Origin of the sequence: Pseudomonas sp. NPDC088885 (assembly GCF_044750025.1) — a bacterium.
GTDB classification, from domain to species: Bacteria; Pseudomonadota; Gammaproteobacteria; order Pseudomonadales; family Pseudomonadaceae; genus Aquipseudomonas; species Aquipseudomonas rustica.
The window spans coordinates 1-23,955 of sequence record NZ_JBIVJB010000076.1; the positions used below are offsets into that span (position 1 = coordinate 1).

The following is a 23,955-nucleotide window of genomic DNA, read 5'->3' on the forward strand; positions in this document are numbered from 1 at the left end:
GGTTCGCTGTCGGCGTCCGGGCGCTGTAGCACCAGGATGTGGCAATGCTGGAGCAACTCTTCCCAGCGATGCCAAGTGGGCAGGCCGCAAAATGCGTCCCAGCCCAAAAGCAGAAAAACCTGGGTCTCGGCGGGCATTTCGGCGCGCATCAACTCCAGGGTATCAATAGTCCAGGACGGCTTGTCCCGCTGTAACTCACGGGCGTCCACCACCAGTGGCGGCACGCCGGCCACTGCGCATTCAACCATCGCCAGCCGATCCTGCGCCGACACCTGCGGCATGCCGCGATGCGGTGGCCGCGCGTTCGGCATCAAGCGCAACTCGTCGAGCGCCAGCGCTTCGGCGACTTCCAGCCCACCGCGCAAATGGCCGATGTGCACCGGGTCGAACGTGCCGCCCAGAACGCCAATGCGTTGAGGTCGAACGTCTTTGCCGGCGGGCACCGTGGTCAGGTCGAGGTCGGTCAAGTCAGACCGTCGCCTGGCCGCGCAACTGGCCATCACCGACCACGATGTACTTCTCGCAGGTCAGTCCTTCGAGGCCCACCGGGCCGCGGGCGTGCAGCTTATCAGTAGAAATGCCGATCTCGGCACCCAATCCGTATTCAAATCCATCGGCGAAGCACGTCGGGGTGTTGATCATCACCGACGCCGAGTCGACTTCCGCCACAAACCGACGGGTGTCGGCGAGGTTTTCGCTGACGATCGAGTCGGTGTGATGCGAGCCGTAATGGTTGATATGTTCAATTGCCTGATCCAGCCCGTCGACCACGCGGATCGACAAAATCGGCGCCAGATATTCAGTGTTCCAGTCTTCTTCGCTGGCCGCGACCGCTTCGATGATTGCCCGGGCGCGCTCGCAGCCACGCAGTTCGACGCCTTTTTCGCGGAACTGGGCGGCCATCGCCGGCAGGAAATCCTTGGCAACAGTGTGATCGACCAGCAACGTCTCCATCGCACCGCAAATACCGTAACGATAAGTCTTGGCGTTGAAGGCAATGCGCTGGGCTTTCGCCAGATCGGCGTGGGCACTCACGTAAACATGGCAGATGCCGTCCAGGTGTTTGATCACCGGCACACGGGCATCGCGGCTGATGCGTTCGATCAGGCCACGGCCACCGCGCGGCACGATCACGTCGACGTACTCAGGCATGGTGATCATCGCGCCAACGGCGGCACGGTCGGTGGTTTCGACCACTTGCACCACGGCGGCGGGCAGTTCGGCCTCGGCAAGACCGCGCTGAATGCACGCGGCAATCGCCCGGTTGGAGTGAATCGCTTCGGAGCCACCACGCAGAATCGTCGCATTCCCGGACTTCAGGCACAGACTGGCGGCATCGATGGTCACGTTCGGCCGGGACTCGTAGATGATCCCGATCACGCCCAGCGGCACGCGCATCTTGCCGACTTGAATGCCCGACGGACGGAAACTCATGTCACGGATCGCGCCGACCGGATCCGGCAGCGCAGCCACCTGACGCAGACCGACGATCATGCCGTCGATGCGCGCCGGGGTCAGTTCCAGGCGCTCCAGCAGTGCCGGTTCCAGACCATTGGCGCGACCGGCGGCCAGATCCTGTTCATTGGCTGCAGCAAGCTCGGCGCGAGCGGCGTCCAAGGCATTGGCAGCAGCCTGCAGGGCGCGGTTTTTCTGCGCGGTGCTGGCACGGCCGATGACCCGGGAAGCTTCGCGGGCGGCGCGACCCAATCGGGTCATGTAGTCAAGAACGGACTCAGTCATGGTCTGCTGGGGTCTTGGCAAAGAGGAAAGCGGCAGATTATAGCTGTCGCGTCCCGGGACTAACAGCGGTGACAGGCGGATGGTCGAAATGGACTGCAATTTGCCGACGTTCAGCCGTAATTAAGCATTGAATTGTTATCATCACGACCTCATCAGCCCGGATAAACATCGCTTGCCATGTCCAACCTGACTGTTCGCGCCAGCGCCGAGCGCCAGCCTGCGGGGCTTGCCGACGCTTTTTTCGACCGTGACGCACAAGTCCTCGCCAAGGATCTGCTCGGCAAAGTCATTCGCCATCGCGTGGGCGGTCTGTGGCTGAGCGCGCGAATCATCGAAACCGAAGCCTATTACTGCGCGGAAAAAGGCAGCCATGCCTCGCTGGGCTACACGGAAAAGCGTAAGGCTTTGTTTCTGGATGGCGGACACATCTATATGTATTACGCCCGTGGCGGTGATTCGCTCAACTTCAGCGCGCAAGGGCCGGGCAATGCGGTGCTGATCAAATCGGCCTATCCGTGGGTCGATGAAGTCAGCGGGCCGGCGAGTCTGGCGCAGATGCTGTTGAACAATCCTGACGCTCAAGGGCGTGCGCGACCGTCGCAGAAACTCTGTGCCGGACAGACGCTGCTGTGCAAGGCGCTGGGGTTGAAGGTGCCGATGTGGGACGCCAAGCGATTCGATCATGAGCTGATTCTGGTCGAAGACACCGGCCCGGCGCCGTCGCAGATCATTCAAACCACGCGACTGGGCATCCCCCATGGCCGTGACGAACACCTGATGTACCGCTTCGTCGACGCCGCTTATGCGCAATGGTGCACGCGGAACCCGCTGCGCCGCGGTCAGGTCGAAGGCCGGGATTATTTTTTGCTGCCGTGAAATGACACAAATTTTGAAATAAATGAATCCCCATGTGGGAGCGGGCTTGCTCGCGAAGGGGCCGTGTCAGAAACGCATAAGTTGAATGACCCAGCGCATTCGCGAGCAAGCCCGCTCCCACAGGGGAACTGAGTGCTGTTGAAGATTGCCTGCATCCTTTGGGATCAATTGAAGTTTTGATGGAGTGGTTTTATGGGCCCATGGCTCGATAGCGTGACCGGTTGGCTGGCGGCCAATCCGCAGTGGCTGGCCGTAGCGGTGTTCATTGTTGCCTGCGTGGAATGCCTGGCGATCGCCGGATTGATCGTGCCGGGCACGGTGTTGTTGTTTGCCGTGGCCGTGTTGGCCGGCAGCGGTGCGCTGTCGTTGAGCGAAACGCTGTTGCTGGGTTTCCTCGGCGGAATTCTCGGCGATGCGATTTCTTATTTCCTCGGTCGCCACTTCCACCAGAACATCCGTCGTCTGCCGGGCTTGCGCCACCACCCGGAATGGATGGCCGGCGCAGAAAGCTATTTCCAGCGTTACGGCATCGCCAGTTTGCTGGTCGGTCGTTTTATCGGCCCGTTGCGACCAATGCTGCCAATGGTCGCCGGCATGTGCGACATGCCGTTCCCGCGTTTTGCCGCCGTCAGTCTGCTGGCCGCCGCCGGCTGGAGCGTCGCCTATCTGCTGCCAGGCTGGGCCACTGGCGCGGCGATTCGTCTGCCGCTGCCGGAAGGTTTCTGGCTACAGGCCGGGATTGTCGCCGCGAGCATTGCGGTCATGGTCGGCCTCAGCGTCAACAGCAGCCTGCGCCGCCATCGTCGCGCGACGATCTGGATCAGCAGCATGAGCCTGTTGATTCTGATTGGCCTGTTCATTGGTTACCCGTACCTGACGGCGCTCGACCAAGGCGTGATGACACTGGTGCAGGAACATCGTCAGCCGCTGCTCGATGAGATCGCGGTGACGTTCACCCTGATCGGCGAATTCCGCAACATGCTGATGTTCAGCGCCCTGCTCACCGGCCTGTTGCTGCTGTGCCGGCAATGGCGCCAGGCAATCTTTGCCGGCGGCGTGTTGCTCTGCACAGCGATGCTCAATACCGGCACCAAGATGTTTTTCGCGCGGGTGCGCCCGGAAGTACTGAGTGATCCGCTGACCAGTTACAGCATGCCGAGCGGCCACGCGTCGGGGTCGTTCGCTCTGTTTCTGGTGCTCGCGGTGTTGGCTGGTCGCGGCCAACCGCCACGCATGCGCCTGACCTGGCTCTTTGTCGGTTGCATTCCGGCCCTGTCGATTGCCTTGTCGCGGGTGTATCTGGGGGCGCATTGGCCGACGGACATTCTCGCCGGCGCGATGCTCGCGGCGTGCGTGTGTGCGGCGGGGTTGTGGTTGAGCCAGCGCAAAGAGCCGCTGAATGCCATGCCGTTCAAGGTCTGGTGGCTGATTTTGCCGGCGTTGCTGGTGTTGTTCAGTTTGTTTGTGTTTAGGCATTTGCCGAACACGATGTTGCGTTACGCGTATTGAAGATAAAAAGATCGCAGCCTTCGGCAGCTCCTACATGGGATTTCATTTCACGCCCGATACATCGCGCGCATGTGGAATCAAACCGTGTAGGAGCTGCCGCAGGCTGCGATCTTTTGCGATGGGTCAGGCAAACAACTCACCCTGCAATTCGTCAAGCAGCGCCTGGATCGCATCCAGTCGCTGCTGCGGATCGTCGAGTTGCAGCAGATCGATCTTGTCTTCTTCGGCGAACGGCAGCAGATACGCCAGCTGATTGGCCAACGACTGCTGACCGAGCGCGTCAGTGCCCATGTTCAGCGCTTCGACCATCGGGTGTTCGGCCAGCGCTTTGAGCAGCGCGACCAGATCGGCGTCCTCGTCCTGCAGCGGTTGCTCGGGTTCATCGTCGAGCCATTCGACGTCGGCAAGAATCAACTGATCGCGCTGCACTTCAGTGCGCAACACGTTGAAACGCCGCCCGCCCTGCACGCGAATCCCCAGCAAGCCGTTGTCCTGTTGCTGGAAATCGGTAATGCGCGCCTCGCAACCGACCAGCGCATAGCCCTCCGGCGCCAGCCCGACTTCGCTGCCCTGCAGAATGCACACCACGCCGAAACCGCCGCCCTGCTTCATGCAGCGGCCGATCATATCGAGGTAGCGCGCCTCGAAGATCTGCAAGTCGAGGTTGCAGCCGGGAAACAGCACTGTGTTCAGCGGGAAAAGCGGCAGACTCATAGACATTTCCTTAAACCACCATCGACACCGCCAACGGCAGGAACACCGCCGTGGCCACGCCCATCAGACTCATCGCCAGCGCCGCAAACGCGCCGCACTCATCACTTTCCTGCAACGCCACCGAGGTGCCGACCGCGTGGGCGGTCATGCCCAGCGCCATGCCGCGCGCCTCGGGACTGTGCACGCCCAGACGGGTCAACAGCGCCGGGCCGAAAATCGCGCCGATCACCCCGGTGATCAACACAAACACCGCCGCCAGCGCCGCGACGCCGCCGATCTGTTCGGCGACCAGCATGGCGATCGGCGAGGTTACCGACTTCGGCGCCATGGTCATCAAGATCATGTGCTCAGCACCGAACCACCAACCCAGCAGCACGCCCATCCCCGTAGCGACCACCCCGCCTATCACCAGCGTAGTAAAAATCGGCCAGAACAATTGGCGAATGCGCCGCAGGTTGAGATACAGCGGCACCGCCAGTGCCACGGTCGCCGGGCCGAGCAGAATGCTGAGGATCTCGGTGCTCTTGCGGTACTCGGCGTAGGTCAGGCCGCAGCCGAGCAATACGCCGATCACCAACAGCATGGAGACCAGCACCGGTTGCAGAAAGATCCAGCGGGTTTTCTCGAACGCCGCCAGCACCAGTTGATAGGCGCCGAGGGTGATGCCGATGCCGAACAATGGATGATGGATTACCGAGGCCCAGGCACCTTGCCAATCGAAGAGCATCAGGACTCCTCCGACGGCGGCGCGTGACGCTTGACCATGCGCTGCATCAGCACACCGGCGAAGGCCATCGACAAGACCAGCGACAACACCAGCGCACCGGCGATTGCCCAAAAATCAGCGGCAATGTCGCTCGCATACACCATCACCCCCACCGCTGGCGGCACCAGCAGCAACGGCAGATAACGCAGCAGACTGCCGGCCGCGAGGTTCAGCGGTTCGCCGACTTCACCGCGAATGATCAGGAAGATCAGCAACAGCAGCAGGCCGATAATCGGCCCCGGCAGCACCGGCAACAGCAAATGATTGAGTGCCGTGCCGAGCAATTGAAACAGCACCAGCATGGTCAGGCCACGTAACAACATCCGACTTCTCTCCCCGTCTCTCTCCCGTTCATCGCCGGCATTATAAGCACGCCTGCGCTATGGATCGGCATTCGCCAAAAGCATGGTCAGTTGACCGCAGCAAATTGCCATGTTGATCTACAGTGGTTCGCAGGGCGGTCAAATCCCCCACCTGAAAAACTATAAAACCGATGAACCCAAGGAGAGTCTCAATGCCCTACGTTCCAGTTGCAGAGCTCAAAGATTATGTCGGCAAGGAACTCGGACGTTCCGAAAGGCTCACCATCGATCAGGAGCGCATCAACCTGTTCGCCGAAGCCACCGGGGATTTTCAGTTCATTCACGTCGACCCGGTCAAAGCCGCGCAAACGCCATTTGGCAGCACCATTGCCCACGGTTTCCTGTCGTTGTCGCTGATCCCGAAATTGATGGAAGACATCCTCGTCCTGCCGCAAGGCGTGAAGATGGTCGTCAACTACGGTCTGGACAGCGTGCGTTTCATCCAGCCAGTGAAGGTCAATTCGAAAGTTCGTCTCAAGGTCGATCTGGGCGAAGTGACCGAGAAAAAACCCGGCCAATGGCTGCTCAAAGCAACGGCAACACTGGAGATAGAAGGCTCGGACAAACCGGCCTATATCGCTGAGCCACTGTCGCTCTGCTTCGTCTAAGCGTTCCGGATGCGAAGCAGCGCACGCTGTTTCGCGTCACGTCTCTATATATGCGACGCATAGCTGCGGCATACTCGGTCGCCTAATTGCCCGGATCCCGCTATGCGCTCACTCGCTTCCCTCGCACCCATTGCCTTGACCCTGATGCTCACCGCGTGCGGCGACGGCGAATCGCTGTTGCCCCCGGATGCGCGTCTGCCGGACGGCGGACGCTATCGTGGCGAACTGGTCGATGGCTTGCTGCAAGGTCAGGGGCGCGTCGATTATCCCAATGGCAGTTGGTACGCCGGGCAATTCGACAAAGGTCAGTGGCATGGTCAGGGCGAATGGCACGGCAGCAATGGCGAGGTCTATCGCGGCCAGTTCCAGCAAGGCTTGTTCGACGGTCAGGGCAGCCTGACCACCAACGCCAGCAGCTACATTGGCGGCTTCAAACAAGGCCGACGCGATGGCGAAGGCACGTTGAAAGAAAACGCCATGACCTACCGTGGCGAGTTCAAGGCTGACCAGTATTCCGGGCTCGGTCGTCTGGAAATGGACGACGGCAGCTCCTATCAAGGCCAGTTCGCCCACGGCAAACCCAACGGCGAAGGCCAGCGCGGCGACTCCAGCGGCAACACGTTCAGCGGGCATTTCGTCAACGGTCAGCTGGAAGGCAACGGCACTTTCAACAGCGCTGACGGTGACATCTACGTCGGCGGCTTCAAGAACAATCAATTGCACGGCAAGGGCCGCTACGAAAACGCTGACGGCGATGTCTGGCTCGGCCAGTTCAAAGAAGGCGCGCTGACCGGCAAGGGCGAACTGATCGGCGCCGACGGCAGCCATTACATCGGCTCGTTCAGCGATTGGCGCTTCAGCGGGCCGGGCCGTTTGAATCTGTCTGATGGCAGTTTCTACATCGGCGGTTTCGACAACGACAGCTACGCAGGGCGCGGCACGTTGGTGCTGACCGATGGCAGCGTCATGAGCGGCACCTGGATCAACGGCCAGCGCGTGCGTGACGCCGATGGCAAGTTGCTGCCCGACACCCTCGAACTCGGTTTGCTCGCTCAGGGCCGTTTGCTCGATGAAGCGTTGGCCGCCATCCCGGCGTCGACGCCAGCGGTCGAGTTGTACACCCTGACTCTTGGCGGCGACGGCAAGCAAAGCGTGTTCCTGCGCGAATCGGACTTCGTCGCCAATATGCTCCGCACGCGCTTCGGTGCTTATGGCCAGATCCGTCTGGTCAACCATCGCGACCACCTCGCCGACCGACCGATGGCTACCCGCGAAAACCTGCGCCGCGCTGCGCAAACCCTCGCTGACCGTACTGGCCCGGAAGATTTGCTGTTTATCTACCTGACCAGCCACGGCACCGCCGAACATGAACTGGTGCTCGATCAACCGCGCATGGAACTGGCCGACCTGCCCGCTGACGAACTCGCCGCTGTGCTCGCGCCGCTGAAAAACCGCGACAAAATCATCGTGATTTCCTCGTGCTACTCCGGCGGTTTCATCCCGGCGCTGAAAGACGAACGCACGCTGATCATGACCGCCTCGCGCGCCGATCGGGTGTCCTTCGGTTGCTCGGAAGAGGCCAACTTCACCTACTTCGGCGATGCACTGTTCGCCCAGGCACTGAACCAGACCGATGATCTGGAGCAAGCCTTCAAACTGGCCAAGGCCACCGTCGCCGAACGTGAACTGGCGGACAATTTCGAAGCCTCGGAGCCGCAGATCTGGGCGCCGAAAACCGTGCTGTCGCACTGGCAAACGCTGCGCAAACAACAAGCAAGAAAAGCTTTGCAAAGTGCTGCATTGAACGACGGAGCGACAAAGAGCAACTAAGCTGAACAGTATCAAGGGAGAGACACTATGTACTTGACGCCTCAGCACGTATTGCTTGCCGGAGCCACCGGTTTGACCGGTGAACATCTACTCGACCGTTTGCTCAACGAGCCAACGATTTCTCGCGTGCTCGCCCCGTCGCGTCGGCCATTGGCGGAACATCCGCACCTGGAAAACCCGGTCGGCGATCCACAGGCGTTTCTGCCGCAACTCAGCGGCCGCGTCGATATCGCCTATTGCTGCCTCGGCACCACGATCAAACAGGCAGGCTCCGAAGCGGCGTTTCGCGCGGTCGATCTGGACATGGTCGTGGCGTTTGCCAAGCGCGCGCGGGAGATGGGCGCGCGGCATCTGATCGTGATCAGCGCGATCGGCGCGGATCCGAAGTCATCGGTGTTCTATAACCGCGTCAAAGGAGAAATGGAGCAGGCCTTACGTGCACAGGACTGGCCGCAACTGACCATTTGCCGGCCTTCGCTGTTGTTGGGCGAACGCACGGAGCCGCGTCTGGCCGAGCAATTGGCCGGGCCGTTGTCGAAGCTGATTCCGGGTAAATATCGCGGCATCGAAGCGTGCCAACTGGCGCGGGCGATGTGGCGATTGGCGTTGGAAGAACAGGATGGGGTTCGGGTGATTGAGTCGGATGATTTGCGCAAGCTCGGCAAATAATCTTCCGCCGCATGATCGTTCCCACGCTCTGCGTGGGAATGCAGCCACGGACGCTCTGCGTCCCAAAGCGTGACGCAGAGCGTCACCGGAGGCGTTACCACGCGGAGCGTGGGAACGATCTGTCTAACTACAATCCGCCAGTCGCCTGAAAACTAACGCCGATCACCGTCAGCAATGACAACGGCAACAACAGCGTATCGAGCAACGCACTCCCCGGCAGATCCACACCCGGATAGCTCGGCGCTTCAGCCCCGAACCGATCCATCGCGCAGCACCCGCCATTCATCGCGTACAAATCCAGCCGCGTCCCGGAGTACACCACCGGCGCGCCCGGTTTCGCCGCATCCAGCGTGCGCGCCGTAGCGCACCCGGCCAGTTGCAGCGCCAGCAAAATCGTCAGCAGCTTATTCATCGCTGCTCAAATGATGCTCACCCCAACGCGGCAGCATGTCCTGCGGAATACCGAGCAGATTGAGAATCCGCGCCACAACGAAATCGATCAAATCATCAATCGTCTGCGGCTGGTGATAAAAACCCGGCGACGCCGGCAGAATGGTCACGCCCATGTTCGACAGCTTGAGCATGTGCTCCAGATGAATGCTCGAATACGGCGCTTCACGCGGCACCAGAATCAACTGGCGACGCTCCTTCAACGTCACATCCGCAGCGCGTTCGATCAAATTGTTGCAGGCGCCCGTGGCAATCGCCGACAACGTGCCCGTCGAGCACGGCACCACGACCATCGCCGCCGGTGCGCCAGAGCCCGAAGCCACCGGCGACATCCAGTCTTCCTTGCCGTACACGCGGATCTGCCCGGCGGCCGCCCCGGTGTATTCGGTGAGGAACGCCTGCATCATCTGCGGTTTCGGCGGCAGCGTGACATCAGTCTCGGTGGCCATGACCAGTTGCGCAGCCTTGGAGATCAAAAAGTGCACTTCGCGATCTTCGCGCACCAGACAATCGAGCAGGCGCAAACCGTACTGCGCGCCCGAGGCGCCGGTCATCGCCAGCGTGATGCGCTCCGGGCCGTTGCCCTGCGAAAAAGTGTTCATTGCAGCGCCTCGGCGAGTTTGCCGTGCAGGCCGCCGAAGCCGCCGTTGCTCATGATCACCACGTGCGTGCCGGGCTGAGCCTGGCTCTTCACGCGTTCGATGATGCCTTCCAGCGAATCGCTGACAATCGACGGCACGGTGCACAACGCAGCGGTGCCAGCCAGATCCCAGCCGAGGTTGGCCGGGGCGTACCAGATCACTTGGTCGGCATCGACCACGCTGGCCGGCAAGCCGTCACGGTGGGCGCCGAGCTTCATCGAGTTGGAGCGCGGTTCGATGATCGCGATCAGTGGAGCATCGCCGATGCGTTTGCGCAGGCCGTCGAGGGTCGTAGCGATGGCCGTCGGGTGGTGAGCGAAGTCATCGTAAATGGTGATGCCGCGCACTTCGGCGACTTTCTCCATGCGACGCTTAACGTTCTTGAACGCGCTCAAACCGGCGATGCCCATCGATGGCACCACGCCAACATGCCGCGCCGCTGCCAAAGCCGCCAAGGCGTTGGCAACGTTGTGCTGGCCGGTCAGCTCCCATTCGACAGTGCCTTGCGACACGCCTTCAAACATCACCTCAAATGCCGAACCGTCTTCGCTCAACAGTTTGACCTGCCACTGCCCGCCAGCACCGGTGGTCTGCACCGGCGTCCAGCAACCCATTTCGATTACCCGCTGCAAGGCAGGCTCGGTGGTCGGATGAATGACCAGGCCTTCGCTCGGAATGGTGCGCACCAAGTGATGGAATTGCCGCTCGATCGCCGGCAGATCCGGGAAGATGTCGGCGTGATCGAACTCAAGGTTATTGAGGATCGCGGTGCGCGGACGGTAGTGAACGAACTTCGAGCGCTTGTCGAAGAACGCGCTGTCGTATTCGTCGGCCTCGATCACGAAGAACGGCGTACCGCCCAGTCGTGCCGATACCGAGAAATTCTGCGGCACACCACCGATGAGGAAACCCGGGCTCATACCGGCGTGTTCCAGCACCCAGGCGAGCATGCTGCTGGTGGTGGTTTTGCCGTGAGTGCCGGCAACCGCCAGCACCCAGCGACCCTGCAGCACGTGATCAGCCAGCCACTGCGGGCCGGAAACGTACGGCAGGCCTTTGTTCAGCACATATTCCACCGCCGGATTACCGCGCGACATGGCATTGCCGATAACCACCAGATCCGGTGCCGGATCGAGTTGCGCCGGGTCGTAACCTTGCGTCAGTTGAATGCCTTGGGCTTCAAGCTGCGTGCTCATCGGCGGATAGACGTTGGCGTCGGAGCCGGTCACGTGATGGCCCAGCTCTTTGGCCAGCACCGCCATCGAGCCCATGAAAGTCCCGCAGATACCCAGAATATGAATGTGCATAGTCGACCTCGTAAAACATGGCCGCAGGTTAGCGTAGGGAGGGGGAATTCGCACTCTTTAGGTGATGGGTCGGGAATGGCATTTGTGTTCGGCTGTGGATTGTCGCCCCTCGCCCCAGCCCTCTCCCGAGGGAGAGGGAGCCGATCTCGGTTGCTTTCAAATCCAGAGTTCGGCTGGATAATGCAGGTCGACACAAATCGCCAGAACACCTCGGTCAGTCCCCTCTCCCGAGGGAGAGGGAGCCGATCTGTGTTGCTTTCAAATCCAGAGTTCGGCTGGATAATTCAGCTCGGCGTAAATCGCCAGAACACCTCGGTCAGTCCCCTCTCCCTCTGGGAGAGGGCTAGGGTGAGGGCTCTAACTGACCCGCCGATCAATCCCATGTTTACGCAGCTTTCTGTAAAGCGTATTACGGCTAACCCCCAACTGCTCAGCCGTATGCGTCATATGCCAGCGCGTCTGCTCCAGCGTTTTAAGCAGCGCAACTCGCTCAGCATCTTCCAATGGATGCTCAGATACATCAGGTTGCAAAACCGCCACCCGCACCTGCCGAATCATCACCGGCAAATCTTCCAGCCCAATCCGCCCCTCATCACACAACGCCGCCAACGTGCGCAGCACATTACGCAACTGCCGTACGTTCCCCGGCCAGTTGAACGCCAGCAACGCCTGTCGCGCCGGCTCTTCGATCAGGATCGTTTCGCCGCCCGCCTCTTCGGCCAGCAGAAAATCCAGCAGCTGCGATTTATCACTGCGTTCACGCAGCGCCGGCAGCGCCACTTCCAGCCCGTTCAAGCGGTAATACAAATCCTCGCGAAAACTGCCGTCCTCAACCCGCGCCAACAAATTGCGGTGCGTCGCGCTGATGATGCGCACGTTGACCGATTCCGGTTCGCCACCGATCGGCACCACCTGCCGATCCTCCAGCACCCGCAACAATCGCGTCTGCAAAGCCAGCGGCATATCGCCAATCTCATCGAGGAACAACGTGCCGCCATCGGCCTGCTGCAACTTGCCGCGCATACCGTCCTTGCGGGCGCCGGTGAAACTGCCGCCGCGATAACCGAACAGCTCGCTTTCAATCAGACTTTCAGGGATCGCCGCACAGTTGAGCGCGACAAAGGCTTTGTCCGAGCGCTGACTGGCCTGGTGCACAGCTTTGGCGAACGCCTCTTTACCCGAGCCGGTTTCGCCATTGATCAGCAGCGGCACATCCCGCTCGAACACGCGCAGTGCTTTGCGGAAATCCGCTTGCAGCGCGGCGTCACCCAGACAGATCCCGGACAGGCGCGGCGCTTCGATGATTTTTGCCAGCGGCATGAGCGGTGCAGGTTTGCGCGACTCACCGCGCAACACAGCAAACAGATGGCGCCCGTCACGGGTGCGCAGCGGCCAACTGGCGCTGGCATTCGCGCTGGCGCGGCCGAGCAACTCATCCAGCGAACAATCGAAAAACGCCTCGACCGGTTTCCCCAATAGCCCGCCGCGAATATGCCCGAGCAGGTTCAGCGCACTCTGATTAACCGCGCTGATCCGCCCTTCGCCGTCAAACGCCAGCAAACCTTCGCTGAACAGCCCGACGGACTCGGCCTGCAAGTGGAAACGCAGCAACCATTGGTTATCAAAGCAGCGCAGGAAGTAGCAGCTCTCAATCATCTTCGCCGACAGATTGACCAGCGCCATGGTGTGGAACTGGCTCTGCCGCGAGACATCGTGACGGGCCGAGGACACGTCGAGCACCGCCAGCAGTTCGCCATGCGGATCAAACACCGGGCTCGCCGAACAGGTCAGGCCGGTGTGGCGACCGCGAAAGTGTTCATCCTGATGAATGGTCAGCGCCTGACGCTCGACCAGGCAGGTGCCGATGCCGTTGGTGCCCTCGCAAGCCTCACTCCAATCGGCACCGAGCCAGAGACCGGCGCGTTCGAAAATCTTCCGTTCAGCGGGTGCGGTGACGCAATTGAGGATCACCCCGCGCGCGTCGGTCAGCAACACCGCATGGCCGGCGCCGGAAAGCTGTTGATGCAGGCTGCTCATTTCATTGCCGGCGATTTGCAGGACTTGCTGCAGACGTTCACGGCTTTCGAGGACTCGGCCATGTTCGAGCACGGTCGGCGCGATGCTTAGCGCCGGGTCGAGGTGATAGTCCTCAAGACAGCGCAGCCACGACCGGGCAATCGACGGATCAGCTCCGGGCCCGTGCAGATGCGGTTTGCCCTGACTGACGGTGAGAACCTGCTGGGCATGGCGACTCAAATGGTTGTCGTGCATTTCTTATTGTTCTCCATATTCCCCGTGTAGGAGCTGCCGAAGGCTGCGATCTTTTGATCTTGATCTGCAAAAAAGCAAAATCAAAAGATCGCAGCCTTCGGCAGCTCCTACAGGGGTTGCTGTGGGTTGAGCATCCTCCAGCTCACGCACCATTGCAATGCTGGCAAGACTGCCCGGTCACAGGCTGTGCCAAAAGCGGTACAAACTGTCACCCCGCCTGTACCGATACCGTCACAGCGCCATTCCGCTCGTCCGACAAAAACCCGCCAACCCCTTGATTTCACGGCTCCGCGCGGCAGTGGCCCGACCCTTGCTCTACGCTTATAGCAAGCGCACTTGCGCGTTTCTCTAATAAGTACAAAGCCAAGGAGAACATCATCATGCGTTACGCTCACCCCGGTACTGAAGGCGCCAAAGTTTCGTTCAAAGCCAAGTACGGTAACTACATCGGCGGCGAGTTTGTCGCGCCTGTCAAAGGTCAGTACTTCACCAACACCTCGCCAGTGAATGGCCAACCGATTGCCGAATTCCCGCGCTCCACTGCCGAAGACATCGACAAGGCACTGGACGCCGCTCACGCCGCAGCCGATGCCTGGGGTTCCACTTCCGTGCAGGCACGCTCGCTGATCCTGCTGAAAATCGCCGACCGCATCGAACAGAACCTCGAACTGCTGGCGATCACCGAAACCTGGGACAACGGCAAAGCCATCCGCGAAACCCTGAACGCCGACATCCCGCTGGCCGCCGACCATTTCCGCTACTTCGCTGGCTGCCTGCGCGCCCAGGAAGGCAGTGCTGCCGAAATCGACGGCAACACTGTGGCGTATCACATTCATGAACCGCTGGGCGTGGTCGGGCAGATCATCCCGTGGAACTTCCCGATCCTGATGGCCGCGTGGAAACTCGCGCCAGCGCTGGCCGCCGGTAACTGCGTGGTACTCAAGCCTGCCGAGCAAACCCCGCTCGGCATCACCGTGTTGCTGGAACTGATCGGCGATCTGCTGCCGCCGGGCGTACTGAACATTGTTCAGGGCTATGGCAAAGAGGCCGGCGAAGCACTGGCCACCAGCAAACGCATCGCCAAGATTGCCTTCACCGGCTCGACCCCGGTTGGCTCGCACATCATGAAATGCGCGGCCGAGAACATCATTCCGTCGACCGTGGAACTCGGTGGCAAATCGCCGAACATCTTCTTCGAAGACATCATGCAGGCCGAGCCGACGTTCATTGAGAAAGCCGCTGAAGGTCTGGTACTGGCGTTCTTCAACCAGGGCGAAGTCTGCACCTGCCCATCGCGCGCACTGGTACAGGAATCGATCTACGACGAGTTCATGGCCGTCGTGATGAAAAAAGTCCTGCAAATCAAACGTGGCGATCCGCTGGACACCGACACCATGGTCGGCGCGCAGGCCTCTGAGCAACAATTCGACAAGATTCTTTCGTACCTGGAAATCGCCAAGGGCGAAGGCGCCGAGCTGTTGACCGGCGGCAAGGTGGAAAAACTCGAGGGCAATCTGTCGACCGGCTATTACATCCAGCCGACCCTGCTCAAGGGCACCAACAAGATGCGCGTGTTCCAGGAAGAGATCTTCGGCCCGGTGGTGAGCATCACGACGTTCAAGGACGAAGCCGAAGCGCTGGCGATCGCCAACGACACCGAGTTCGGCCTCGGCGCCGGTCTGTGGACTCGCGACATCAACCGCGCCTACCGCATGGGCCGCGCGATCAAGGCTGGTCGTGTGTGGACCAATTGCTACCACCTGTATCCGGCGCATGCCGCGTTTGGCGGGTACAAGAAGTCCGGCGTGGGGCGTGAGACGCACAAGATGATGCTCGATCACTATCAGCAAACGAAAAACCTGCTGGTGAGCTACGACATCAATCCGTTGGGTTTCTTCTAAGTGGATGGGGGGCGAGGCAGTCGTTTCTGCATCGCCCCTCAGACAGCTTTCGCGAGCAGGCTCGCTCCCACAGGGAATTGCGTGCGCCTGCAATATCCGACCCGACACAAATCCAATGTGGGAGCGAGCCTGCTCGCGAAAGCGGTGTGTCATTCAACCCGATGTTTCCTGACGGAACACCCGGGCCAATACAACAATAAGAAAGGTGAACCCTATGCCTAGCGAATCCCCCACTGGCGCTCCGGCGTCCGGTGCCTCCGTCGACTTTGAAAAAGTCGGCTCTGATTACTTTCAACAACGTGAACTGAAAAAAGGCGCCGCCGGCTGGGTTCTGCTGGTGGGTCTGGGCGTTGCCTACGTGATTTCCGGCGACTATGCCGGCTGGAACTTCGGCTTGGCACAGGGTGGCTGGGGCGGCATGTTCCTAGCGACACTGCTGATGGCCACCATGTACCTGTGCATGTGTTTTTCTCTCGCCGAACTGTCTTCAATGATCCCCACCGCCGGCGGTGGCTACGGTTTTGCCCGCAGCGCATTCGGACCGTGGGGAGGATTTCTCACCGGCACCGCGATTCTCATCGAATACGCCATTGCCCCGGCGGCCATTGCAGTATTCATCGGCGCCTACTGCGAATCTTTATTTGGCATCGGCGGCTGGATGATCTATCTGGCCTTCTACATCATTTTCATTGCCATCCATATTTTCGGGGTCGGCGAAGCGCTCAAGCTGATGTTCGTCATCACAGCTATCGCCGCGATTGCGCTGGGGGTATTTCTGGTGGCGATGGTGCCGCACTTCGACATTGCCAACCTGCTCGATATCCCCGTGACCGAGGCCGCAGGCGCCAGCCCATTCCTGCCATTCGGCTACGTAGGCGTCTGGGCAGCGATTCCCTACGCGATCTGGTTCTTCCTGGCCGTTGAAGGCGTGCCGCTGGCCGCCGAGGAAACCAAGAACCCCAAGCGTGACCTGCCGCGTGGCCTGATCGGCGCGATGCTGGTGCTGCTGATGTTCGCGTTGCTGATTCTGATCGTCGGTCCCGGCGGTGCGGGCGCCAACTCCTTGCTGACTTCGGGAAACCCGTTGGTCGAAGCGTTGAGCAAGGCTTATGGCGGCTCCACCTGGATGGGCAGCTTCGTCAACCTCGTGGGACTGGCCGGGCTGATTGCCAGTTTCTTCTCGATCATCTACGCGTATTCGCGGCAGATTTTCGCGCTGTCCCGCGCCGGTTACCTTCCACGCAAACTGTCCGAGACCAATAAAAGCAAGGCTCCGGTGCTGGCACTGGTGATTCCCGGCATTATCGGTTTCGGCCTGTCGCTCACCGGCCAGGGCGACTTGCTGATTCTGGTGGCGGTGTTCGGCGCGACCATCTCCTACGTGCTGATGATGGCTGCACACATCACCCTGCGCATTCGCCGCCCCAAAATGGATCGGCCGTATCGCACCCCGGGCGGCATCTTCACTTCCGGCGTCGCTTTAGTGCTCGCGTGCATCGCCGTAGTGGCGGGCTTTCTGGTCGATCCTCGGGTGGTCATCGGTGCCGCCGTCATCTATGGAGTGTTAATTGCTTACTTTGCACTCTACAGTCGGCATCACTTGGTAGCAGGCACGCCGGAAGAAGAATTCGCGGCGATCCAGAAGGCTGAGAAAGCCTTGCACTGACGGCAGACAATCACGGTGCAGACCCGGTCTGCGCCGTCACGGAGAATTGTGTATGGCCAGTTTCGCTCACACCGTCGGCGCCCAGACCTATCGCTTCGACAGCCTCAAGGACGTCATGGCCAAGGCCAGCCCGGCGCGCTCCGGGGATTTCCTCGCCGGTGTCGCCGCGCTCAATGATGGCGAACGCGTAGCAGCACAAATGGCGCTGGCCGACATCCCGCTCACGCATTTCCTGCAAGAAGCGCTGATCCCCTACGAATCCGATGAAGTCACCCGACTGATCATCGACACCCACGACAAACAGGCCTTCGCCGTGGTCAGCCACCTCACCGTCGGCGGTTTCCGCGACTGGTTGCTCAGCGACGCCGCCGATGAAACCAGCCTGCGCAACCTCGCCCCCGGCCTGACGCCGGAAATGGTCGCCGCCGTGTCGAAAATCATGCGCGTGCAGGATTTGGTATTGGTCGCGCAGAAGATCCGCGTGGTGACGAAATTTCGCGGCACTCTCGGCCTGCGCGGGCGCCTGTCTACGCGTCTGCAACCGAACCACCCGACCGACGAACCCTCCGGCATCGCCGCGAGCATTCTCGACGGTCTGCTCTACGGCAACGGCGACGCGATGATCGGCATCAACCCGGCCACCGATAGCATTGCCTCGATTTGCGCGATGCTGGATATGCTCGACGCGATCATCCAGCGCTACGACATTCCGACTCAAGCCTGCGTGCTCACCCACGTCACCACCTCGATCGAGGCGATAAACCGGGGCGTGCCGCTGGATCTGGTGTTCCAGTCGATTGCCGGCACCGAAGCGGCCAACGCCAGTTTCGGTATCAATCTGAATGTCTTGCAGGAGGGTTATGACGCCGGCCTGAGCCTTAATCGCGGCACCCTCGGGCAAAACCTGATGTATTTCGAAACCGGTCAGGGCAGCGCGCTGTCGGCCAACGCTCATCACGGTGTCGATCAACAGACCTGCGAGACCCGAGCCTATGCCGTGGCACGGCATTTCAAACCGTTTCTGGTGAACACCGTCGTAGGATTTATCGGCCCGGAATACCTCTACAACGGCAAACAGATCATCCGCGCCGGCCTCGAAGACCACTTCTGCGGCAAGCTGCTCGGCGTGCCGATGGGTTGCGACATCTGCTACACCAACCACGCCGAAGCCGATCAGGACGACATGGACACCCTGCTGACTCTGCTCGGTGTCGCCGGGATCAACTTCATCATGGGCATTCCTGGCTCCGACGACATCATGCTCAATTACCAGACCACTTCGTTTCATGACGCGCTCTACGCTCGCCAGACACTAGGCCTGAAACCAGCCCCGGAATTTGAACAATGGTTGGCGAACATGGGCATCTTCACGCAGGCGGACGGCAAGGTTCGCTTCGGTAACAACCTGCCGCCGGCCTTCCGCCAAGCGCTGGCGCAACTGGGATGAGTCGCATGGATAAACCGCCCGTCGATCCGCAAAACCCTTGGCTGGAACTGCGCCGCCTGACCCCGGCGCGGATTGCCCTTGGCCGCACCGGCACCAGTCTGCCGACCAGCGCGCAACTGAATTTTCAGTTTGCTCACGCTCAGGCGCGAGATGCGGTGCATTTGCCGTTTGATCACGCGGGGCTCAGTGCGCAATTAAGTGAACGAGGGCGTGAGAGTTTGCTGCTTCACAGTGCGGCGCTGGATCGCAACAGCTACCTGCAACGCCCGGATCTGGGACGCAAACTCAGCGATGACTCGGCGCAAAGTCTTCGCGACTACTTGGCCGCGCACCCCGGCGGGGTCGATCTGGTGATTGTCGTCGCGGATGGCTTGTCGGCACTGGCAGTGCATCGCCACACGCTACCGTTTCTCACCCGGCTGGAAGAACAAATGAGCGGCGATGGCTGGTCTATCGCCCCGGTGGTATTGGTGGAACAGGGCCGCGTCGCCATCGGCGATGAAATCGGGCAATTGCTCGGCGCGAAAATGGTGGTGATGCTGATTGGTGAGCGGCCGGGGCTCAGTTCGCCGGACAGCTTGGGGCTGTATTTCACCTACAACCCAAAAGTCGGCCTGACCGATGCCTATCGCAACTGCATTTCCAATGTCCGGCTGGAGGGTTTGAGCTACGGCATGGCGGCGCATCGCTTGCTGTACCTGATGCGCGAGGCGTGCCGGCGGCAGCTGTCGGGGGTCAATCTGAAGGATGAAGCACAAGTTCAGACGCTGGCGTCGGATGCTGATCAGGACATGAAAGGAAACTTCCTACTGGATCCGCCGCCAAACTGAACCGTTTCTGCATTGCGTTTCTGATCCTGTTTGAGGCAGGATCGATGCACGGCCGCTAGGGTTTACCGTCGCCGTCACAACACGTGAAGACAGCCACTTGAAGGACGAGACCTGACATGCGGATTATCCAAGCGACCCTTGAACACCTCGATTTGCTCACGCCGTTGTTCGTCAAATACCGCGAGTTTTACGGCTCCCTGCCTTATCCCGACTCGTCCCGCGCCTTTCTCGAAAAACGCCTGCGCCGCAAGGAATCGGTGATTTATCTGGCGCTGGCCGATGATGACGACAAGAAGCTCATGGGTTTCTGTCAGCTCTATCCGAGCTTTTCATCGCTGTCGCTCAAGCGCGTGTGGATCCTCAACGACATCTACGTCGCCGAAGACGCGCGCCGCCAACTGGTCGCCGACAACCTGATCCGCACCGCGAAGAAGATGGCCAAGGAAACCCAGGCTGTGCGTATGCGTGTGTCCACCAGCAGCAACAACGAAGTGGCGCAGAAAACCTACGAATCGATTGGGTTCAAGGAAGACACCGAGTTCAAGAACTACGTGTTGCCGATCAGCGACGAGCTCTGAAGTCAAAAGATCGCAGCCTTCGGCAGCTCCTACGGGGCTGCGATCCACTCCCTGACAATTACTCACACACCGACATCCCTCGCTACAAAAGCCACGCGCGTTTCATCATTCAGCCCGTATAATCTCGAGCTTCCCAGCTTGTAAGAAAAACTACACCTCGCTGTAGGCTTACACGAAGTTATCCGCACAGGCCTGCCGAGTCGGGCCGCCATACAGGTGCCTCCATGGATTTCAACCCGCTCGACCTGATCCTGCATCTCGACGTTTATCTCGATTTGCTGGTTAACAACTACGGGCCGTGGATCTACGCCATCCTGTTTCTGGTGATTTTCTGCGAAACCGGTCTGGTGGTGATGCCATTCCTGCCGGGTGATTCACTGCTGTTCATCGCCGGTGCCGTGGCGGCTGGCGGCGGCATGGATCCAGTACTGCTGGGCGGTTTGCTGATGCTCGCGGCGATACTCGGCGACAGCACCAATTACGTGATCGGACGAACGGCCGGCGAGAAGCTGTTCAGCAATCCGAACTCGAAAATCTTCCGTCGTGACTATCTGCAAAAGACCCATGACTTCTACGACAAGCACGGCGGCAAAACCGTAACACTGGCGCGCTTTCTGCCGATCATCCGTACCTTCGCTCCGTTCGTGGCAGGCGTTGCGCGTATGCCGTATCCGCGCTTCTTCGGTTTCAGTGTTCTGGGCACGATCCTCTGGGTGGGCGGCCTCGTGACGCTGGGCTACTTCTTCGGCAACGTTCCGTTCATCAAGAAGAACCTGTCGTTGCTGGTTGTTGCGATCATCTTGCTGTCTCTCATTCCGATGATCATCGGCGTGGTGCGCAGCCGTTTTGGCGGCACTAAAGCCCAATCGCACTAAGCGATGTGGTCGCTAAGCGCCTGGCGGCGTCGACGCATCCTCGCCAAGCACCCGATTGCCGACGACATGTGGCAACGGGTGCGGCATCACCTGAGTTTTCTTGACGGCATCACTGCTGCCGAAGATCAGTGGCTGCGCGAAGCCTGCGTCTTGTTCCTCGAAGAAAAACACCTGACCGCCCTGCCCGGCGTCGAACTGCATCAGGAACAACGCCTGCTGCTTGCCGCGCAGGCGCAATTGCCGCTGCTCAATCTCGGTGATCTGAACTGGTATCAGGGCTTCCACGAAATCGTCCTTTATCCCGATGACTTTGTCAGCCCGCAACGACACCGCGATGCCAGCGGCGTCGAGCACGAATGGGATGGCGAACACAGCGGCGAAGCCTGGCAGCAGGGGCCGATTATTCTCGCTTGGCCTGGGGTGATGGCCAGTGGTGGCTGGGAAGGTTACAACCTGGTGATCCACGAGCTGGCGCACAAACTCGACATGCTCAATGGCGATGCCAATGGCCTGCCACCGCTGCACGCGGACATGCGCGTCAGCGACTGGGCCGAGGTGATGCAGGCCGCCTACGATGATCTTGATGGTCAGCTAGAGCGTAATCCCGACGCCGAGAGCGCGATCGATCCTTACGCGGCTGAGAATCCGGCAGAGTTCTTTGCCGTCACCAGTGAGTACTTCTTCAGCGCACCCGATCTGCTCCATGAGACTTATCCACAGGTCTATGAGCAGTTGCGACTTTTCTATCGTCAGGATCCATTGAGCAGGTTGCGGCAACTTCAGGCCAGCGACCCGGTCTATCAGGCTCACGACTAAGGTCTGCACGACCTTCAGGACTTTCGGTGAATGGCGTCGACGGCAGAATATGCCTATAATCGCCGCCACTTTTTGGTCAATCCGGCCAAGTGTTTTTGGTCAACTACGGGGGCAACGCCCAATGAGCTACAGCAAGATTCCGGCTGGCAAAGACCTGCCGAACGACATCTACGTCGCGATCGAGATTCCGGCCAACCACGCGCCGATCAAATACGAAATCGACAAAGACAGCGATTGCCTGTTCGTTGACCGTTTCATGGCCACCCCAATGTTCTACCCGGCCAACTACGGTTACATCCCGAACACCCTGGCTGACGACGGTGATCCCCTCGACGTGCTGGTTGTAACCCCTTACCCGGTTGCGCCAGGCTCGGTTATCCGTGCACGTCCGGTTGGCATCCTGAACATGACCGACGACGGCGGCGGCGATGCCAAAGTCATCGCAGTGCCACACGACAAACTGTCCCAGCTGTACGTGGACGTTAAGGAATACACCGACCTGCCGCCTCTGCTGATCCAGCAGATCGAGCACTTCTTCGCGAACTACAAAGATCTCGAAAAAGGCAAATGGGTCAAGATCGAAGGCTGGGCTGGTGCAGACGCCGCCCGCGAAGCAATCACCAAGTCGGTTGCAGCCTACAAAGGCTAAGACGCTTCGACTCGCGTGATGCTTGAAGAAAACCCCGGATATCCGGGGTTTTTTTATCGACGTGAGCCAGCCGCTTAAACAGGCTGTTTATCGCTCTCTTGATATTGTTGTGACCTGTTTAATTTCCCACAAGAACGTCTTACATCCCGTCGTAAAATTCAGCCTGCTTTTGAACGCCCGGTTTATTCAAACCCCTCTGGCACGGCCGTAGACTCCGTGTTTATGAGAAAGAACACGAGCGGTCCAAGATTCAAGGCACTCCTGGAAGCAGCGAACATCTCCACCACGGGATTCGCAAAGTTCTGGGGCACGGAAGCCCAAAATGTCCACAACTGGTACACCCGGGGCGTCCCGGCGTATCGCATGGAAGAGGTCTCACGCCTGCTGTCCGTGAACAGCGAATGGCTGAAGACTGGCGAAGGCCACAAGGAGTCGCCGCATCTCCATGCCCCTGCCAGCAATGGCGACACCTTCGACGCCCAATCTGTGCGCGGCGTCTATACGGTCATTGATCCCAACGACATCGACCTGGTGTTTTTCAATGAGAAACCTCTTACCGATACCGGCAAAACACACGTCATCGAAGATACGGATCAATCCATCCGCCTGCTTCGCGCGCAGCTGGATCAACTTGAAATAAAACACTCTGACGCTATCTGTGCACGCATGATCGGCAACAGCATGGCCGAGCGAATCGAAGACGGATCTATCGTTGCCATTGATCGAGGACTGACTCAGGTCGTCGATGGTGAGATCTATGCGATCGAACACGACGGGATGTTGCGCATCAAGTATCTGCATCGCATGCCGGGCAATGGCTTGCGCCTGCGTAGCCACAACAGTGCCGAGTACCCGGACGAGATCTTCCGTGCCGCGCAACTGGACGAGCAGCGGATTCATATTCTGGGCTGGGTGTTCTGGTGGTCGACACTGAGCAAGCGTCGGCCGGTGGTGCCGTTTCTCTAATGATCGTCAGTGCACAACGCTATTTCTGATGCTTTGACAGCTCTAATCCGCACTTCGGGCTGGGAATCTGCGGTAAAAATCAGTATCCTTCGCCCCACATTTGCGCATCGACCCGCCCTGCGGTTCTGATAGCGCCCGACGCGGCAGACCAACCTCTGACCAAGTCCCACAGCCGGACGCAAGATCCGGGTGTACGTTTTGAAGGCTGGCGCGGTTTACCAAAAATGAACCAAGCCAGTCCCCGAGAAGCCGGCCACAAGCCGGCTTTTTAATGCCTGCCAGAAAGACACTCACCTGTTAATTCCCTAGCTGGTAGCTCACTTCGGCCTGTCCGGTTGCGGCGTGCTGGTTGGCGCCTGTCCATTGTCTTGTTAAAAGCTCTTTCAGTGACTTTCCTGCGGGCAAAACAAAACCCCAACTGCTTTCGCAATTGGGGTTTCGGAATTTAATCTTGACGATGACCTACTCTCACATGGGGAAACCC

General features: G+C 59.8%; 23 protein-coding genes. 14 read left to right on the forward strand and 9 right to left on the reverse strand.

Features of this window, described 5'->3' with window-relative positions; genetic code table 11:
- A partial coding sequence (nadD, locus tag ACIP1X_RS22155; protein ID WP_400755108.1) for a nicotinate-nucleotide adenylyltransferase occupies positions 1-500 on the reverse strand: 500 nt, incomplete at its 3' end.
- Positions 469-1,740: a glutamate-5-semialdehyde dehydrogenase gene (locus tag ACIP1X_RS22160; protein ID WP_400755110.1), complete on the reverse strand. Its 1,272-nt coding sequence runs from the start codon at positions 1,738-1,740 to the stop codon at positions 469-471. The genes ACIP1X_RS22160 and nadD, both read right to left, overlap by 32 nt.
- A 177-nt stretch (positions 1,741-1,917) precedes the next feature.
- Between ACIP1X_RS22160 and ACIP1X_RS22165 the strand changes: the two genes are divergently transcribed.
- Entirely contained in the window at positions 1,918-2,616 is a 699-nt protein-coding gene (locus ACIP1X_RS22165; RefSeq protein ID WP_159814962.1) for a DNA-3-methyladenine glycosylase, read from the forward strand.
- Between the two features lie 192 nt (positions 2,617-2,808).
- A complete protein-coding gene (locus tag ACIP1X_RS22170; protein ID WP_400755112.1) occupies positions 2,809-4,125 on the forward strand; it encodes a bifunctional DedA family/phosphatase PAP2 family protein in 1,317 nt (438 codons plus the stop codon).
- 123 nt (positions 4,126-4,248) lie between these two features.
- Here the strand turns inward: ACIP1X_RS22170 and ACIP1X_RS22175 are convergent, their stop codons facing one another.
- The 3 genes from ACIP1X_RS22175 to ACIP1X_RS22185 are packed head-to-tail and all read right to left on the reverse strand — an operon-like array spanning position 4,249 to position 5,928.
- Positions 4,249-4,839, reverse strand: a complete 591-nt coding sequence (locus ACIP1X_RS22175; RefSeq protein ID WP_053124190.1) for an LON peptidase substrate-binding domain-containing protein — start codon at positions 4,837-4,839, stop codon at positions 4,249-4,251.
- Positions 4,840-4,849: 10 nt separating this feature from the next.
- Complete coding sequence (locus ACIP1X_RS22180; RefSeq protein ID WP_159814964.1) at positions 4,850-5,566, reverse strand: LrgB family protein; 717 nt, start codon at positions 5,564-5,566, stop codon at positions 4,850-4,852.
- Positions 5,566-5,928 carry a CidA/LrgA family protein gene (locus ACIP1X_RS22185; protein ID WP_212545739.1) on the reverse strand — a complete coding sequence of 121 codons (363 nt, stop codon included), beginning with the start codon at positions 5,926-5,928 and terminating at the stop codon, positions 5,566-5,568. Before ACIP1X_RS22185 ends, ACIP1X_RS22180 begins: the two co-directional genes overlap by 1 nt.
- Before the next feature lie 191 nt (positions 5,929-6,119).
- On the opposite strand from ACIP1X_RS22185, the gene ACIP1X_RS22190 reads away from it, so the two are divergent.
- The 3 genes from ACIP1X_RS22190 (at position 6,120) to ACIP1X_RS22200 (ending at position 9,074) form a co-directional block, all read left to right on the forward strand.
- Entirely contained in the window at positions 6,120-6,575 is a 456-nt protein-coding gene (locus tag ACIP1X_RS22190; protein ID WP_400755114.1) for a MaoC family dehydratase, read from the forward strand.
- 102 nt (positions 6,576-6,677) lie between these two features.
- A complete protein-coding gene (locus ACIP1X_RS22195) occupies positions 6,678-8,405 on the forward strand; it encodes a C13 family peptidase (protein WP_400755116.1) in 1,728 nt (575 codons plus the stop codon).
- 27 nt (positions 8,406-8,432) lie between these two features.
- Positions 8,433-9,074 carry an oxidoreductase gene (locus tag ACIP1X_RS22200; protein WP_053124198.1) on the forward strand — a complete coding sequence of 214 codons (642 nt, stop codon included), beginning with the start codon at positions 8,433-8,435 and terminating at the stop codon, positions 9,072-9,074.
- Between the two features lie 127 nt (positions 9,075-9,201).
- On the opposite strand, the gene ACIP1X_RS22205 is transcribed toward ACIP1X_RS22200, so the two are convergent.
- From ACIP1X_RS22205 to ACIP1X_RS22220, 4 genes are all read right to left on the reverse strand, one after another.
- Positions 9,202-9,486, reverse strand: coding sequence for a YceK/YidQ family lipoprotein (locus ACIP1X_RS22205; RefSeq protein WP_212550865.1), 285 nt, complete (start codon positions 9,484-9,486; stop codon positions 9,202-9,204).
- Entirely contained in the window at positions 9,479-10,126 is a 648-nt protein-coding gene (gene ubiX, locus ACIP1X_RS22210; RefSeq protein WP_053124202.1) for a flavin prenyltransferase UbiX, read from the reverse strand. The genes ACIP1X_RS22205 and ubiX overlap by 8 nt, the downstream gene beginning before the upstream one ends.
- Positions 10,123-11,472 carry a UDP-N-acetylmuramate:L-alanyl-gamma-D-glutamyl-meso-diaminopimelate ligase gene (mpl, locus tag ACIP1X_RS22215; RefSeq protein WP_008083666.1) on the reverse strand — a complete coding sequence of 450 codons (1,350 nt, stop codon included), beginning with the start codon at positions 11,470-11,472 and terminating at the stop codon, positions 10,123-10,125. The genes ubiX and mpl overlap by 4 nt, the downstream gene beginning before the upstream one ends.
- Before the next feature lie 357 nt (positions 11,473-11,829).
- Complete coding sequence (locus ACIP1X_RS22220) at positions 11,830-13,743, reverse strand: sigma-54-dependent Fis family transcriptional regulator (protein ID WP_400755119.1); 1,914 nt, start codon at positions 13,741-13,743, stop codon at positions 11,830-11,832.
- A 380-nt stretch (positions 13,744-14,123) separates the two neighbouring features.
- On the opposite strand from ACIP1X_RS22220, the gene ACIP1X_RS22225 reads away from it, so the two are divergent.
- The 9 genes from ACIP1X_RS22225 to ACIP1X_RS22265 all read left to right on the forward strand — a co-directional run bounded on the left by ACIP1X_RS22225 (position 14,124) and on the right by ACIP1X_RS22265 (position 23,471).
- Positions 14,124-15,644, forward strand: coding sequence for an aldehyde dehydrogenase family protein (locus ACIP1X_RS22225; RefSeq protein WP_282358493.1), 1,521 nt, complete (start codon positions 14,124-14,126; stop codon positions 15,642-15,644).
- A 214-nt stretch (positions 15,645-15,858) separates the two neighbouring features.
- Positions 15,859-17,310 carry an ethanolamine permease gene (gene eat, locus ACIP1X_RS22230; protein ID WP_282358882.1) on the forward strand — a complete coding sequence of 484 codons (1,452 nt, stop codon included), beginning with the start codon at positions 15,859-15,861 and terminating at the stop codon, positions 17,308-17,310.
- 52 nt (positions 17,311-17,362) lie between these two features.
- On the forward strand, positions 17,363-18,757 hold the full coding sequence (locus tag ACIP1X_RS22235; protein ID WP_400755122.1) for an ethanolamine ammonia-lyase subunit EutB: 1,395 nt from the start codon (positions 17,363-17,365) through the stop codon (positions 18,755-18,757).
- Positions 18,754-19,587, forward strand: a complete 834-nt coding sequence (eutC, locus tag ACIP1X_RS22240) for an ethanolamine ammonia-lyase subunit EutC (RefSeq protein WP_400755123.1) — start codon at positions 18,754-18,756, stop codon at positions 19,585-19,587. Before ACIP1X_RS22235 ends, eutC begins: the two co-directional genes overlap by 4 nt.
- Positions 19,588-19,703: 116 nt before the next feature.
- On the forward strand, positions 19,704-20,165 hold the full coding sequence (locus tag ACIP1X_RS22245) for an N-acetyltransferase (RefSeq protein WP_003228592.1): 462 nt from the start codon (positions 19,704-19,706) through the stop codon (positions 20,163-20,165).
- 224 nt (positions 20,166-20,389) lie between these two features.
- The gene (locus tag ACIP1X_RS22250; protein WP_053124211.1) at positions 20,390-21,040 is read left to right on the forward strand and encodes a DedA family protein; all 651 of its coding nucleotides are present in this window, start codon (positions 20,390-20,392) and stop codon (positions 21,038-21,040) included.
- A 3-nt stretch (positions 21,041-21,043) separates the two neighbouring features.
- Positions 21,044-21,856 carry a zinc-dependent peptidase gene (locus ACIP1X_RS22255; RefSeq protein ID WP_400755125.1) on the forward strand — a complete coding sequence of 271 codons (813 nt, stop codon included), beginning with the start codon at positions 21,044-21,046 and terminating at the stop codon, positions 21,854-21,856.
- 121 nt (positions 21,857-21,977) lie between these two features.
- Positions 21,978-22,505, forward strand: a complete 528-nt coding sequence (ppa, locus tag ACIP1X_RS22260) for an inorganic diphosphatase (protein ID WP_003205933.1) — start codon at positions 21,978-21,980, stop codon at positions 22,503-22,505.
- 222 nt (positions 22,506-22,727) lie between these two features.
- Positions 22,728-23,471, forward strand: a complete 744-nt coding sequence (locus tag ACIP1X_RS22265) for a helix-turn-helix transcriptional regulator (RefSeq protein WP_400755127.1) — start codon at positions 22,728-22,730, stop codon at positions 23,469-23,471.
- Positions 23,472-23,955 lie beyond the last annotated feature (484 nt).